Below are 13,677 nucleotides of genomic sequence, written 5' to 3'. Positions count from 1 at the left end.
ACATATGATGAACATGAGCGAATTGCAAATCAGCTTGATAGCCATTGGAATCATCGTGGTTATGGGTGTTGTCCTTTTTAACTGGATGCAGCAACGCCGCTATCGGCAGGGCGCGGAAGAAGCGTTCGGGCCAAAACATGAGGACGTATTGCTGAGAGAAACCCTATCCGGCGAACAAAATGAAAGGATTGAACCGCAGCTCGATAAGGCGTTCTTGCAAGAACCCCGGATGGAGCCCCGGGGGGAATCAACCGAAAAACCGATCGAAGAAACTAACGAAGGGCCAAACGAAGAACCAGCAGTAGAAGAATCAATCGAAGAATCATGCGAAGAACCGGCGGAGGCTGCGGAAACTGCCCGACCCAGGCCGGAACCGGCCATAGGCCCGGTCAGGGCCATAACGGCGGTTGAGCAGGAGCCCGCGCCGCTTGAGGAGGATAACTCCCCGGATAGTGTGGATTATGTGATTGAAATCCATAGCGAAAAACCGATCATGAATTCGAGCCTGGCAGAGGTGTTACAGCGGAAATTCGATTTCAGCAAGCCCGTGCGATGGCTGGGGCAGAGAAGCACGGAAGCATTTTGGGAAGAAATCACAACAGAGGCCAACGGTAAGGGGGGCTATACCCATCTGCGCGGTTGCCTGCAGCTCGCCGATCGAGCCGGTCCGGTAAGCGAAGTCAGTCTGTCCGAATTTCGCGACATGGCGGAAAATTTCGCCACCCATGTGGCGGCGGCGGTAAATTGCCCTAATATACATAAGGCGTATGCGCGAGCAATATTGCTTGACGAATTCTGCACGCAGGTGGATGTCATGGTAGGCATCAACATTATCAGCAAGGATAACAGCGTGTTTACCGGCGCCAAAATTCGCGTCTTGGCAGAAACATCAGGTTTCAAACTGGGAACCGAAGGTCTGTTTCATTACCGTGACGAAAATAATGTGGTTTTATTTTCCCTGGGCAACTATGAGCCTTCCCCTTTTCTCCCCGGCAGCGTCCGCACGCTCACGACGCGTGGTATTACATTTCTTCTTGACGTACCGGGCGTAGCAAACGGCGAAGCCGTTTTTGGGCAAATGATGCATCTCGCCGGTGTTTTCACGGACAATCTCGGAGGGGTCATGGTGGATGATAATCGCATACCCCTGAGCGACAGCGGTATCCGCAAAATCAAGCAGCAATTAGTTGCAATACAGTCCACCATGCTGTCGCGCAATATTCCTGCCGGTGGCGAAACTGCACTGAGGCTGTTTGCGTGAGTGGGCATCCGGATGAAGTCTCTCAAGTAGCGCGCCGCATACAGGAACTGCGCGGCAATATCGAACTGCATAATTACAGCTACTACGCACAGAATACCCCGACTATTCCGGACGCGGAGTACGACAAACTGTTCCGGGAATTGCAGGAACTCGAACAGCGCTATCCACAGCTCATTACGCCTGATTCCCCTACCCAGCGCATAGGCGCTGCCGCGCTCACTGAGTTTCCCCAGATTGTCCATCGCATCCCGATGCTGTCCCTCGGCAATGCATTTGGACCGGCGGAAGTGGAGGCGTTTGATCGGCGCGTGCGCCAGACCTTGGGGGTGAGCTGCGTGGAGTATGCGGTGGAGCCCAAATTCGACGGTCTGGCGGTAAGCCTGTGTTATGAAAACGGTATGTTCAGGACGGGCGCCACCCGGGGCGATGGCTACGTTGGCGAAGATGTCACCCTGAATTTACGCACAGTCCAATCTATTCCTTTGGCGCTTAAAACCGGCGCTGGTATCGGTGACACCCCTTCCTTTCTCGAAGTGCGTGGCGAGGTACTGATGTTGAAGGCTGATTTCGAGAAACTTAATCGGCAACAGCGCACAAAAAATGAAAAGGAGTTCATCAATCCCCGCAATGCCGCAGCAGGTGCTCTACGCCAGCTCGATCCCGCCATTACGGCAAACCGTGGACTGAAGTTCTTCGCATATGGCATCGGCGCTTTTGAAGGCGAAAGCGTGCCTCGTGATAAACATCATCATATAACGGACTACCTTGCGTCGCTGCGTTTTCCGGTTGCGCAAGAACGCAGTACCGTCACCGGTGTGGCGGCATTGCTGGAATATCACCAGGAAATACGGATGAAGCGCGAACGCCTGCCGTACGATATCGATGGCACCGTATATAAGGTCAACGATCTCGCGCAGCAGGAGAAGCTCGGGTTTGTGTCACGTGCCCCCCGGTTTGCCCTTGCTCATAAATTTCCGGCGCAGGAAGCGATAACGGAATTGCTGGGAATCGACGTACAAGTCGGTAGAACCGGCGCCATGACGCCAGTTGCGCGATTGAAACCGGTGTTTGTGGGGGGCGCCACCGTTACCAATGCAACGCTGCACAACGAGGATGAAATCAGGCGTAAAGATGTCATGATCGGGGACACGGTAACAGTGCGGCGGGCGGGCGATGTGATTCCCGAAGTGGTGTCAGTACAGAAGGAGAGCCGGCCGCCGCATGCAAGGCCATTCGTCATGCCTGATCACTGCCCGGTATGTGGCTCGAAAGCGGTGCGCCTGCCTGGTGAGGCGTTAACACGTTGTACGGGTGGACTGTTCTGTCCGGCGCAGCGAAAACAGTCAATTTTGCATTTTGCCTCACGCCGCGCCATGGATATCAACGGTTTGGGCGATAAGCTCGTGGAGCAACTGGTAGACAACGCCATTATCAGAACGCCGGCGGATCTTTATAAACTGGGTATAAGCGGACTTGCCGCCCTGGAGAGAATGGCCGATAAATCCGCAGGCAATACCATAAGCGCCATCGAAAAAAGTAAAAATACCACGCTGGCCCGATTTATTTATTCGTTGGGTATTCGTAATGTGGGCGAGACCACTGCCAAGGATCTGGCCCGGTACTTCGGCAGTCTGGACCGGTTGATCGCAGCGGATGCGGAAAGTTTGCGCCTGGTGCCGAACATTGGTCCCGTAGTCGCTGAGAGCATTGCCGATTTTTTCGGCGAAAGACACAATCTCGAAGTGATCGAGCAATTGCGCGCCAGCGGAGTACAGTGGAAAGAGGATGAGGGCATCCAGGCGAAGGCGAGTTCCGACAGTACCTCGGATATGGGCAAAGCCGGCGGCAAGATTTTCGTGTTGACGGGGAGTCTGCCGAATCTGACACGGGAGGATGCCAGGGAAAGAATAGAAGCCGCTGGGGGAAGAGTAACAGGCAGCGTTTCGGCGAAAACCGATTATGTTGTGGCTGGTGCGGACCCGGGCAGCAAGTATGACAAGGCTATTGAATTGGGAATAACGGCCCTTGACGAGGCAGGATTGCTACAATTATTGCGAGATTCACAGGGTTGATTCAAGTTCATTTTCCTGAAATTCCAACACTAAGTGAGTGCGTTCATGGCCAGAATAACTAAAGCGGTTTTCCCCGTGGCAGGGATGGGCACCCGTTTCCTCCCTGCCACCAAGGCGAGCCCCAAGGAAATGATGCCCGTGGTGGATAAGCCGTTGATCCAGTATGCGGTTGAAGAGGCTGTGGCGGCGGGCATAACAGAGATGATTTTTATAACCGGCCGTCATAAGCGTGCTATCGAGGATCATTTCGATAAAGCTTACGAGATGGAAGCAGAGCTGGAAGCGCGTGGTAAAACGGAAACGCTGGAAGTACTGCGAAATATTCTGCCGAAAAATGTTTCCTGCATCTATATCCGTCAATCGGAAGCGCTCGGGTTAGGCCATGCAATATTATGTGCTCGTCCCGCAGTGGGTAATGAACCATTCGCAGTACTGCTTGCGGACGACTTGCTTGTGGATGACGAACCGATCATGCAACAGTTGTGCCGAGTGTATGAACAGAACGGTTGTTCGATACTGGCCGTACAGGACGTCGAGTTGGAAGATACGGTGAATTACGGTATTGTGAAATGCGGGCCGGGGATGAACCGCCTGCACCCTATTACCGGTATTGTCGAAAAACCCGAGCCAGAGAATGCACCTTCAACACTAGGTGTTGTGGGCCGTTATATTTTGACTCCCAAGATTTTTGAGCATCTGGAAAAAATCGATCCCGGTGCGGGTGGGGAAATCCAACTGACGGACGGCATCGCCTCGCTATTATTGGAAGAGCGCGCGTTGGCGTATGAATTCTCGGGTACCCGTTACGATTGTGGAAGCAAGATAGGTTACCTCAAGGCCACTATCGCGCTGGCGCTAGAGCATCCGGAAGTGCGCCAGGAATTTTCCGACTATCTGGATGCCAGATGCCGCGACATTCCTTCTGTGTGATGATTTTTTTCTTTTCACGGTTTCAGCTGATATCCATATTGACCTGATGCTTTCTTGCGAAGAAGCAAAGAAGATCCTCGGTGCGGCGGAGCAGATATTTTCTGCTGACGTGGTATCCCAGACGGTCAAACACATGGCGGTTGAGATTACTGCGGCACTATCGCATCGGTATCCATTGGTATTGAGCATAATGGGCGGCGCTGTGGTGTTTACCGGTCAATTGCTGCCGCTGTTGGAATTTCCGCTCAATTTCGACTATCTCCACGTCAGCCGCTACGATAATGCTACTCGGGGTGGTAAAATCAATTGGAAGGTATCACCGCCCGAGAACGTGCGAAACAGGGTGGTGCTAGTGCTGGATGACATCCTTGATGAAGGGATCACGCTTGCGGCAATCCGTGAACGGGTTATGAGCCAAGGCGCAACGGCCTTCTACAGTGCTGTTTTTGCTGAGAAGGTCATAGGTAAACCCAAGCCCATCAGCGCGGATTTCGTGGGTGTCATGCTGCCGGATCGCTTTGTGTTTGGCTTCGGAATGGATATCTATGGCGCATGGCGGAATCTCCCCGCGATTTACGCCTTGAAGGCGTAGGGGAAACCTGAAAAAATATGCAGCTGCAAAATCGCTAACGTCGCTAATTCGCTAACACGCGACAAGAACGAAAACTGCGGAGTGAATGCTCGCGAACCATGGCTTTTTAAAAGTGGTCAAAGGCACTTTTCAATATCTCTGGATTTCTGAAAGACATGCTTGCAATCATCGGTGGCACAGGTATGGCCCAGCTTGCCTGTCTTGAGATATCGCATCGGCGCATTATGACGACACCCTATGGCGAACCGTCGAGCCCGCTGACTTTCGGCAAAATCAATGATCATGAGGTTGTATTCCTGGCACGCCACGGCTATGGGCACACCATTCCACCCCATGAGGTAAATTACCGTGCCAACCTCTGGGCGTTACACTCATTGGAACTGACCCGGGTGATAGCTGTCGCTTCGGTAGGCGGCATCCGCTCGGATTTAACACCCGGCGTGGTTGCCATTCCCGACCAGATTATCGATTATACCCACGGTCGCAAGTATACTTATCACGACAACACAGCCAAGTCGGTTACTCATGTCGATTTCACGGAACCCTATTGCCAGTTGACTCGTGGACGTTTGCTCGAGGCGGCAGGACGCGCCAATGAAAATGTGATTGATGGTGGTGTCTATGGCGCAACTCAAGGGCCACGGCTGGAAACCGCAGCCGAAATCAATCGCATGGAACGGGACGGGGTGGATATGGTAGGTATGACCGGTATGCCCGAAGCGGCACTCGCCAAGGAATTAGGCCTCTGCTATGCGTCTATCACGGTAGTGGCCAATTATGCCGCAGGACGTAAAACGAGCGCACATTCGATTCGTCTGGAAGATGCTCATGCTGTTCTGGAGAAAGCGATGGTGGGTGTCCGGAATATTCTCGAGCATGCGGTGGAGCTCGATGTCGATTAAGCCGGTCTTGAGAATGGGCGATCCCGGATTGCTCGAAGTGGCCCGCAAGGTGGAGGCGTTCGGCACCTCCGAGCTCGAGGCCCTGATTCGTGATATGCATGACACCATGGAAGCCCTCAACGGCGCAGGACTGGCTGCACCTCAGATTGGGGTCGACCTGCAAGTCGTGATCTTCGGGGTGAAGCGCAATCCACGCTATCCTGATGCGGAGGAGGTGCCTTATACCGTGCTGGTGAATCCGGTGTTAACGCCGCTCGCAACGACCCTGGAACAGGGTTGGGAGGGTTGCCTGAGTGTTCCAGGCATGCGCGGCATGGTTCCACGCTTTACCAACGTGCGCTATCAGGGTTCGGATCAGTATGGTGAATCCATAGATCGCAGTGTCGACGGGTTCCATGCCCGTGTCGTACAACACGAGTGCGACCATTTGAATGGCATTCTCTACCCCATGCGTATTACTGATTTTCGTACATTCGGTTTTACCGACGTTCTGTTTCCCGATGAGGCGCCAATGGACGAGTAAGCCGAGCTATCCGTCCCCATCCCTACTTATCAGCCTGTCAATTTATAGGACGCCGGGCCTAAGCAATGTACATCAATGTACATTGCTGCTGTGGCAACCTTTCTTTTCAAATTTCATCCATTCCCAAACCGGAGCAGGCCAGTTGCTGTGCCAGCAATTGCGCCAGGTGGCGTGCACTTCGTTTCCCGCTTTCAACAATGATATGCGCTGTCTCCCGGTAAAGCGGATCCCGTTGCGTATAAAGTTCAGTCAGTTTCGTGCGAGGATCCTGAGTCTGGAGCAATGGACGATTCTTGTCATGTCGCGTTCGACGCCATAAATCATCGATTGTGGCTCTCAAGTAGATCACGGTGCCGCTACGCTTCAGCATTTCACGGTTTTCTGCGCTCAGCACTGCTCCACCTCCTGTGGCAAGCACAATATTTCCGGTTTTCATCAGTTCGGAGAGCATTTCTGTCTCCCGCTTGCGGAAACCAGCCTCGCCCTCAATTTCAAAAATAAGGGGTATGCTGACGCCGGTTCGTTTCTGGATTTCCCGGTCCGAGTCATAAAACTTTTTTTCCAGAAAATTTGCCAGAAGCCTGCCAACCGTTGTTTTTCCCGCACCCATCATTCCGATCAGAAAAATATTTCCGCTTGTCTCGCCCAGGACGGGTTCGCTTACCATGTTATCCAGCGTCACTATTGCTTTAATTGCATACATTCGCGAATTGTAGCCGAAATGCCCGATCCACGTTAAATACAAGATGTTCAGGTTTTGGCTGCCAGGCTAAAACGATACCCGCTTGGTCAGACCGAGTATGAATGTATTTTGATGACAGTGCCCGACTACCGATCGTCCGCAAGTCAAGGGATGACTTCCAGCAGAACGAGGGAAACGAGGAGAACGAGGAGAACAAAAGCTACAACCGATGACCCACAGCCCAAGCGGCGTTCGGGTAAGTTCAGGTGGGGGATATCACTTCAACCTGATGCGAGGCGCCTTAGCGAACTCATCCCGATTCAGCCGTCCATCCCGGTCAATGTCCAGATCTTCAAAAGTCCGAGCGGACATTCCCTGGGCCGCTGTTTCGTCAGTGCTGATATAGCCATCCTCATTGGTGTCGTATAACTCCCATGGGGGCGCTACTGCCTCCGGTGTATTTTGGTTTGCCTCTGGAGGAGGTACCTCTGCAACAGCCGGCCCTGTGGCGCCGGCAATCAGCATTGCCAACCACTGCAGTTTGAAGATATGGCATGTTGAAAAATATCTCATGGGACCGCCTTATGATATGGCTCGCGCCCCAGCCGGAAGAAATACCTAGCTAGAGCAGCAATGCAGATCAACATCGCTCAATTCATCAAGAAGTAAATTATTATTGAACCCAGATAATCCATTAGGACGCGAGATGATGGCGAGGCAGGTTGCGGCCAGTTTTGCCGGTTGGGAGAAGTCCATAGCCTGGTCTATGGACGCCGAGCAAGCGGCGAAAATGGCCGCAAACTGACCGCCAGCACTCGCGTAGGCTCGCAGAGCCGCCTAATGAATTATCTGGGTTAAGACAAACGCGGGTACGCCCAGAATCCAGGCAAGAACATATTTACCCATGACAACTCTCCTCAAAAAAAGCAGAAGCGGCTTGTTTCGGTCACACCATATTCACATTCGCGTTTTTTCGTTGCTGAATCACGGGCGGCGGTTACGCGATCGCAGCGAGCTTATCACCGAGGGCAGGACCTGACGCATCACCAATGTTCTTGCGCTGCTGCCCAGTATTCCTGCCGTGAGCGCTATGCTGCCTTTTACCGCTTTGTTCAGCCGTCCGCGTGAAACCAGCGACAGCGCAACAAGCGCGCTGGAGACGTAATACGGATGTCGCGTTATGAATTTGAATGTATGGCTGCGTGGGAACGCATGCGTATCATGGACCTGCTCGTGTTCATCCTCATTGACAAACATGGCTCGATAATTTTTGCGACTGGCATCCATCCGCTCCAGTAGCGCTTTTTGTTCATTTTCGAGAGCGCTGCTCATACCACATCCTTCATCAGCTTTATATCCTGCTGCAATTCGTCACGCACGACATCGAAAGCTGGAACAGAAGCTGTCTGTTTTGGCGCTGCGGCGTAGACCAGAAAAGCTATCAAAGCGTAAATGCCGGCAACACCCCATGCGGAGAGTATGCGATAAGGGGTGTCCCAACAGGTGATGATGACGGCCAACCCCAGGAAGATCAGGCTCAAGGCAGAAAAAAGCGCTACCATCAGATAACTGATCGCTTGCTTCTTCCAATTCTGAACCTGAATCTCCGCTGATAACTTCACCAACTCGAGATAGTCGTCGACGCGCTCCAGGGCAAGTGCTCCGAGTTGTTTGGCTTTTTTGATGGACTCAAACATGGCGATTATCTCGACTGATGTGCTGGGGCTGGAAGGACGGTTAACGGCGCGTCATCAGCAAGCCGATCAGCAAGCCGATACCGGCGGCGTAACCTACCGATTGCAGGGGATGCTCCTTGATACACTCCCTGGAACATTCAACACCGTAGTCGAACTGTTCGCGCGCATCATGGGCCAGGTCCGCAGCCGCTTCACGGGTGGAGGCAACCTTTGCCATCAGTGTTTCCTTGGCTTCCTCGAGGTCAACATCCGATAAGCTGGGTATTCGTGAAATCAGGTCGTCAAGATCGGCTCTGAGATTGGCAAGTTCTTCACTCGCGACGTCACCCACCTGCTTACCAGCGGATTTGGCCGCATTTCCGACCCGCTGAGCTGCGGTGCCGGCCCGATCCGCCATGTTTTCCGCTGCGGCTTTTGCGTCATCAATCTTATCCGAAGTATTCTGTTCCATAATGGCTCCTTCAATTGTTAGTCAGAAGATATACGCAGTACCCGGTTGCGAGCGCCTTGTCATCAATGATCAGTTTCTCACAATTGTTGACATGGCTATGTACGTTGACACACATAATCCCGAGTCCGGCGGTTGACCGCTCACTCCACCCCGTCCAGTTGCCGAATTCAGGATAATTGAATCGCTATCAACGCGATCCTACTATTTCTCTTCTGTGATCTCAATATACAGGCCCTTCTGCGCCGGAAACGTAACACACGCCAGAGGTATATATTGTATTTCGCAGGTTCAAATTGAGTGAATCCCGGCAAAAATGATATAATTTCGCGCTAATCTGGCTTTGCGCCAAGTTCGTTCCCGAGTTTCGGGAGGCGTTTTTCGTAAGTCAGCTTAAATTCGCATATCCGTCTGTTTCAAATAGGGTGCTCTTGAGAAGAGCGACTATGGCGGATAGAGGCTCAACCCCAAAGGAGAAATTCATGTCAGTAACCATGCGGCAAATGCTGGAGGCAGGCGTCCATTTCGGGCATCAGACCCGTTTCTGGAATCCCAAGATGGCACAGTACATTTTCGGCCATCGCAACAAGATACACATCATCAATCTCGAAAAAACCCTGACGATGTACCAGGACGCGATGAGCTATGTGCGCCAGTTATCGGCCAACAAGGGCAATATCCTGTTTGTCGGCACCAAACGCCAGGCGCGCGATATCGTCCGTGAGGAAGCCCTTCGCTGTGGTGCGCCCTATGTCGATCAGCGCTGGCTCGGCGGGATGCTCACCAACTTCAAGACGATAAAGCTGTCGGTCAAGCGTCTGCATGATATGGAGGCGATGGCGGAGGATGGCACTCTCGACAAGCTTTCCAAGAAAGAAGCGCTGGATATTCAACGCGATCTGGAAAAGCTCGATCGCAGCCTCGGCGGCATCAAGAACATGAAAGGTTTGCCCGATGCCATGTTTGTGATCGATGTCGGCTACCAGAAAGGAGCGATTACCGAGGCCAAGAAGCTCGGCATACCGATAGTCGGCGTGGTGGACACCAACCACAGCCCAGAGGGATTGAACTACATTATCCCCGGCAATGACGATTCGAGCCAGGCGATACGCCTTTACGCACGTGGTGTCGCCGATGCGATTCTGGAAGGGCGTAACCAGGCTTTGCAGGAGATCGTTAAAAATGAGCTGGCAGAGTCGGATGAGGCAATAGTCGCGGAATAACAAGGGCTGCCGTTAGCTGGTCAGATGGACTTTCCTCTGCGAAGCGACGCTGGCGATATGATCCACGCCCGGCTACTTTAACAAATTATATCTGGAGTGAATATGGCGGACATCACCGCAAAAAGGGTGAAGGAATTGCGCGACATGACCGGTCTAGGCATGATGGAATGCAAGAAAGCGTTGACCGAAACCGGCGGGGACATTAAAGCGGCGGAGGATCTGCTGCGCATCAAGAGTGGCGCCAAGGCGAGCAAGGCCGCCGGGCGTGTTGCGGCGGAAGGAATGGTGGCGGCGTATATTACGCCGGATGGCAAGAGCGGCGCCCTGGTGGAAGTCAACTGCGAAACCGATTTTGTCGCCCGAAACGAAGACTTTATCGGTTTTGTCCGCGATCTTGCGCAACTGGCAGCGACGAAAAATTTAGCCGATACCGAAGCATTGGCGAGCGCTGCGCTACCGAGCGGGGAAAACGTGGATGCGTTCCGGGAAGCGCTGGTAATGAGATTAGGCGAAAATATCAGCCTGCGCCGTTTCGCGCGCCACGTAACGCAGGGGCATCTTGCGTCCTACCTGCATGGCGCAAAAATTGGCGTAATGGTCGATTACACGGGGGGTGACCAGACGCTGGGCAAGGATCTGGCGATGCACATCGCGGCCAGCAAGCCGATATGTGTGTCAACCGAGCAGGTATCGCCCGAGTTGCTGGCGCGTGAAAGGCAGATCTATACGGCACAGGCGGCGGAAAGCGGTAAGCCTGCTGATATCGTCACAAAGATGGTTGATGGGCGTGTTGTTAAATATCTTGCTGAAGTGACTCTTCTCGGCCAACCATTCGTCAAGAATCCGGATCAGACCGTGGAGAAACTGCTTACCGCAAAGTCTGCGAAGGTTAATGGCTTTACCTTGTTTATCGTGGGTGAGGGCATCGAAAAGAAAACTGGTGATTTTGCCGCCGAAGTGATGGCGCAGGTAAACCAGGCCAAAGAAGACAACACATCGCAGCCAAATTGATTATTCACTATTCATGACGATCGCCTCTTACAAGCGTATTCTGCTTAAGCTCTCCGGCGAAGCCCTTATGGGCGATGATAGCTATGGTATCAATCGGGCGATAATTGAACGAATCGTAGCCGAGATCGCCGATGTAATTCAGTTGGGCGTTCAGGTGGCCGTGGTAATTGGTGGCGGCAATATTTTTCGCGGAATAACGTCCGCTGAAGATGGGATGGATCGCGCCACCGCGGATTACATGGGGATGCTGGCTACGGTTATGAATGCCCTGGCCCTGCAGGATGCCATGCGCCGCGGCGGTTTGGTAAGTCGGGTACAATCGGCATTGCGTATTGATCAAGTCGTGGAGCCTTATATCCGTGGAAAGGCCATACGTTATCTGGAGACCGGGAAGGTGGTGATTTTTGCCGCCGGTACAGGTAATCCTTTTTTCACGACCGATACGGCTGCCGCGCTGCGCGGGATGGAAATGAACGTCGATATCGTGCTCAAGGGCACCAAGGTGGATGGCGTTTATACCACTGATCCCAAGACGAATGCCGACGCCATCCGCTATCAAAAGCTATCATTTGATGTGGCCATTGCTCAGAATCTCAAGGTGATGGATGCGACGGCATTGACCCTGTGCCGCGATCAGAAGTTGCCGCTCAATGTATTCAGCATCTTCAAGGCCGGTGCGCTGAAACGGGTGGTGATGGGGGAAGATGAGGGAACGCTCGTGCAGGCTTGAAATGGCCAATTTTTACTACTCAATTCCCATTGGAATCACCGTAAAATAGGGGCTGTCAACGAACAGCGCAAAATCCCGTTATTCTGTAAACGACAATCATGATCGCCGAGATAAAAAAATCCGCTGAACAAAAAATGCAGAAGAGCCTGGACGCGCTGAAACTGGATCTGGGCAAGATACGGACCGGCCGGGCTCACACGGGTCTGCTGGATCACGTTACGGTCGACTATTATGGCGCACCCACGCTCATCAACCAGGTCGCGAACGTCAACCTGGCGGACGCCCGCACTATTACCGTCGCGCCATGGGAAAAGAAAATGCTGGGTGCGATTGAAAAAGCGATTCGGAATTCCGATCTGGGGCTAAATCCTGTCACCGTCGGCGAGTTGATCCGCGTGCCCATGCCGGCACTCACCGAAGAGCGTCGTCGCGATCTCACCAAAGTGGTAAAGCATGAGGGTGAAACTGCGCGGGTGGCGGTGCGAAATATCCGCCGTGACGCAAATACGCATCTGAAGGATCTGCTGAAGGAAAAAGAAATAGCCGAGGACGACGAACGCCGCGGACAGGATGAGATTCAGAAAATCACCGACCGCCATATCGCGGAAATAGACAAACTTCTACAGATCAAGGAAGCCGAACTGATGGCGATCTGAGGTTAAGCAACGTAGCACAAAGATATTGTGGAGGTTAGCATCCGCTTTCGCGAACCGGTGCTGCGAATCACTGGATTTTAAATGTCCTTGACTCAACCGTATCCCCATGCCCGTTACCACCAGTTCAACCCGGGAAATACCTGAAACCGACCTGATTCCGCGGCATATCGCCATCATCATGGACGGCAATGGCCGCTGGGCGAAAAATCGCTTCATGCCGCGAATGGCTGGGCATAAACGTGGAGTGGAAACAGTACGCACGGCGATCAAAGCTTGTATGGAGCGTGGTGTGGAATATCTCACCCTGTTCGCGTTCAGCAGCGAAAATTGGCGCAGGCCAACGGACGAGGTCGCATTCCTGATGCAACTTTTCATCAGCGTGCTCGAGCAGGAGGTTACAAAACTGCACGAGAACGGCATTTGCTTCAAAGTGATCGGCGATTTGTCTAAATTTGATCCAAAAATAGTCGAATTTGTGCGTAATGGCGAGGCGCTTACAGCCGGGAACAGTCGATTTACACTTACCATCGCGGCCAATTACGGGGGGCGCTGGGATATGATGCAGGCTGTTCGGAAAATGCTGGAGCAAAGCCCGCAATTAATTGATTGTTTTGATGAAAATGATTTGATGAGGCATTTTTCTTTGAACTATGCTCCCGAACCGGATCTATTTATCCGCACCGGCGGCGAAAAACGCATCAGCAATTTTCTGTTATGGCAACTGGCTTATACCGAGCTTTATTTCACCGATACGCTTTGGCCGGATTTTGATGCGCGTGCGCTGGACCTCGCGATTCAGTCTTATCAACAGCGTGAACGCCGGTTTGGGCGCACCAGCGAGCAACTTCAAACGACGCCATCCGTTCATGGAGGAAGAGAAGCTGTCGTCAAAAAAACGGCATAACTTCTACGCCTTTCCAATCCGTGCCGTTTCTTCTTTACCTTCCCAG

The 13,677-nt window shown here is 52.8% G+C and carries 16 protein-coding genes; 11 read left to right on the top strand and 5 right to left on the bottom strand.

The window, feature by feature from the left end; genetic code table 11:
• Positions 1 to 4: 4 nt before the first annotated feature.
• The 6 genes from F822_RS05005 (at position 5) to def (ending at position 6,280) form a co-directional block, all read left to right on the top strand.
• Positions 5 to 1,261: a cell division protein ZipA gene (locus F822_RS05005; protein WP_025040337.1), complete on the top strand. Its 1,257-nt coding sequence runs from the start codon at positions 5 to 7 to the stop codon at positions 1,259 to 1,261.
• Positions 1,258 to 3,333, top strand: a complete 2,076-nt coding sequence (ligA, locus tag F822_RS05000; RefSeq protein ID WP_025040336.1) for an NAD-dependent DNA ligase LigA — start codon at positions 1,258 to 1,260, stop codon at positions 3,331 to 3,333. Before F822_RS05005 ends, ligA begins: the two co-directional genes overlap by 4 nt.
• Positions 3,334 to 3,378: 45 nt before the next feature.
• A complete protein-coding gene (galU, locus tag F822_RS04995) occupies positions 3,379 to 4,263 on the top strand; it encodes a UTP--glucose-1-phosphate uridylyltransferase GalU (RefSeq protein ID WP_025040335.1) in 885 nt (294 codons plus the stop codon).
• A gap of 46 nt (positions 4,264 to 4,309) precedes the next feature.
• On the top strand, positions 4,310 to 4,855 hold the full coding sequence (locus tag F822_RS04990) for a hypoxanthine-guanine phosphoribosyltransferase (protein ID WP_025040334.1): 546 nt from the start codon (positions 4,310 to 4,312) through the stop codon (positions 4,853 to 4,855).
• 155 nt (positions 4,856 to 5,010) lie between these two features.
• Positions 5,011 to 5,757, top strand: coding sequence for an S-methyl-5'-thioinosine phosphorylase (locus F822_RS04985; RefSeq protein WP_025040333.1), 747 nt, complete (start codon positions 5,011 to 5,013; stop codon positions 5,755 to 5,757).
• A complete protein-coding gene (gene def / locus F822_RS04980; protein WP_025040332.1) occupies positions 5,747 to 6,280 on the top strand; it encodes a peptide deformylase in 534 nt (177 codons plus the stop codon). Before F822_RS04985 ends, def begins: the two co-directional genes overlap by 11 nt.
• Before the next feature lie 106 nt (positions 6,281 to 6,386).
• Here the strand turns inward: def and F822_RS04975 are convergent, their stop codons facing one another.
• From F822_RS04975 to F822_RS04955, 5 genes are all read right to left on the bottom strand, one after another.
• Positions 6,387 to 6,947 (bottom strand): shikimate kinase, encoded by a 561-nt coding sequence (locus tag F822_RS04975; protein ID WP_036575258.1) that lies wholly within the window; start codon positions 6,945 to 6,947, stop codon positions 6,387 to 6,389.
• Positions 6,948 to 7,238: 291 nt separating this feature from the next.
• Positions 7,239 to 7,535: an EF-hand domain-containing protein gene (locus F822_RS04970; RefSeq protein ID WP_025040330.1), complete on the bottom strand. Its 297-nt coding sequence runs from the start codon at positions 7,533 to 7,535 to the stop codon at positions 7,239 to 7,241.
• Positions 7,536 to 7,946: 411 nt separating this feature from the next.
• Positions 7,947 to 8,294 (bottom strand): hypothetical protein, encoded by a 348-nt coding sequence (locus F822_RS04965; protein ID WP_025040329.1) that lies wholly within the window; start codon positions 8,292 to 8,294, stop codon positions 7,947 to 7,949.
• Entirely contained in the window at positions 8,291 to 8,659 is a 369-nt protein-coding gene (locus F822_RS04960; RefSeq protein ID WP_025040328.1) for a phage holin family protein, read from the bottom strand. The genes F822_RS04965 and F822_RS04960 overlap by 4 nt, the downstream gene beginning before the upstream one ends.
• A 40-nt stretch (positions 8,660 to 8,699) precedes the next feature.
• Positions 8,700 to 9,110 carry an ElaB/YgaM/YqjD family protein gene (locus F822_RS04955; protein WP_025040327.1) on the bottom strand — a complete coding sequence of 137 codons (411 nt, stop codon included), beginning with the start codon at positions 9,108 to 9,110 and terminating at the stop codon, positions 8,700 to 8,702.
• 479 nt (positions 9,111 to 9,589) lie between these two features.
• Between F822_RS04955 and rpsB the strand changes: the two genes are divergently transcribed.
• From rpsB to uppS, 5 genes are all read left to right on the top strand, one after another.
• A complete protein-coding gene (gene rpsB, locus F822_RS04950) occupies positions 9,590 to 10,330 on the top strand; it encodes a 30S ribosomal protein S2 (protein ID WP_025040326.1) in 741 nt (246 codons plus the stop codon).
• A 102-nt stretch (positions 10,331 to 10,432) separates the two neighbouring features.
• Positions 10,433 to 11,341 carry a translation elongation factor Ts gene (tsf, locus tag F822_RS04945; protein ID WP_025040325.1) on the top strand — a complete coding sequence of 303 codons (909 nt, stop codon included), beginning with the start codon at positions 10,433 to 10,435 and terminating at the stop codon, positions 11,339 to 11,341.
• Between the two features lie 13 nt (positions 11,342 to 11,354).
• Positions 11,355 to 12,071 (top strand): UMP kinase, encoded by a 717-nt coding sequence (pyrH, locus tag F822_RS04940; RefSeq protein ID WP_025040324.1) that lies wholly within the window; start codon positions 11,355 to 11,357, stop codon positions 12,069 to 12,071.
• Between the two features lie 98 nt (positions 12,072 to 12,169).
• Positions 12,170 to 12,727: a ribosome recycling factor gene (gene frr, locus F822_RS04935; protein WP_025040323.1), complete on the top strand. Its 558-nt coding sequence runs from the start codon at positions 12,170 to 12,172 to the stop codon at positions 12,725 to 12,727.
• A gap of 106 nt (positions 12,728 to 12,833) precedes the next feature.
• The gene (gene uppS / locus F822_RS04930; RefSeq protein ID WP_025040322.1) at positions 12,834 to 13,631 is read left to right on the top strand and encodes a polyprenyl diphosphate synthase; all 798 of its coding nucleotides are present in this window, start codon (positions 12,834 to 12,836) and stop codon (positions 13,629 to 13,631) included.
• Positions 13,632 to 13,677 lie beyond the last annotated feature (46 nt).

It is taken from the genome of Nitrosospira briensis C-128 (assembly GCF_000619905.2).
GTDB lineage: Bacteria > Pseudomonadota > Gammaproteobacteria > Burkholderiales > Nitrosomonadaceae > Nitrosospira > Nitrosospira briensis.
Note: the sequence above shows the minus strand (reverse complement) of the source record. Positions and strands in the feature narration are given on the sequence as shown.

Coding starts and splice junctions, on each gene's coding strand:
- F822_RS04990 (WP_025040334.1), top strand. CDS start 4,310: ATGCTTTCTTGCGAAGAAGCAAAGAAGATCCTCGGTGCGGCGGAGCAG.
- uppS (WP_025040322.1), top strand. CDS start 12,834: ATGCCCGTTACCACCAGTTCAACCCGGGAAATACCTGAAACCGACCTG.
- tsf (WP_025040325.1), top strand. CDS start 10,433: ATGGCGGACATCACCGCAAAAAGGGTGAAGGAATTGCGCGACATGACC.
- F822_RS04955 (WP_025040327.1), bottom strand. CDS start 9,110: ATGGAACAGAATACTTCGGATAAGATTGATGACGCAAAAGCCGCAGCG.
- frr (WP_025040323.1), top strand. CDS start 12,170: ATGATCGCCGAGATAAAAAAATCCGCTGAACAAAAAATGCAGAAGAGC.
- pyrH (WP_025040324.1), top strand. CDS start 11,355: ATGACGATCGCCTCTTACAAGCGTATTCTGCTTAAGCTCTCCGGCGAA.
- F822_RS04970 (WP_025040330.1), bottom strand. CDS start 7,535: ATGAGATATTTTTCAACATGCCATATCTTCAAACTGCAGTGGTTGGCA.
- F822_RS04965 (WP_025040329.1), bottom strand. CDS start 8,294: ATGAGCAGCGCTCTCGAAAATGAACAAAAAGCGCTACTGGAGCGGATG.
- F822_RS04975 (WP_036575258.1), bottom strand. CDS start 6,947: ATGGTAAGCGAACCCGTCCTGGGCGAGACAAGCGGAAATATTTTTCTG.
- F822_RS04960 (WP_025040328.1), bottom strand. CDS start 8,659: ATGTTTGAGTCCATCAAAAAAGCCAAACAACTCGGAGCACTTGCCCTG.
- galU (WP_025040335.1), top strand. CDS start 3,379: ATGGCCAGAATAACTAAAGCGGTTTTCCCCGTGGCAGGGATGGGCACC.
- F822_RS04985 (WP_025040333.1), top strand. CDS start 5,011: ATGCTTGCAATCATCGGTGGCACAGGTATGGCCCAGCTTGCCTGTCTT.
- F822_RS05005 (WP_025040337.1), top strand. CDS start 5: ATGATGAACATGAGCGAATTGCAAATCAGCTTGATAGCCATTGGAATC.
- def (WP_025040332.1), top strand. CDS start 5,747: ATGTCGATTAAGCCGGTCTTGAGAATGGGCGATCCCGGATTGCTCGAA.
- rpsB (WP_025040326.1), top strand. CDS start 9,590: ATGTCAGTAACCATGCGGCAAATGCTGGAGGCAGGCGTCCATTTCGGG.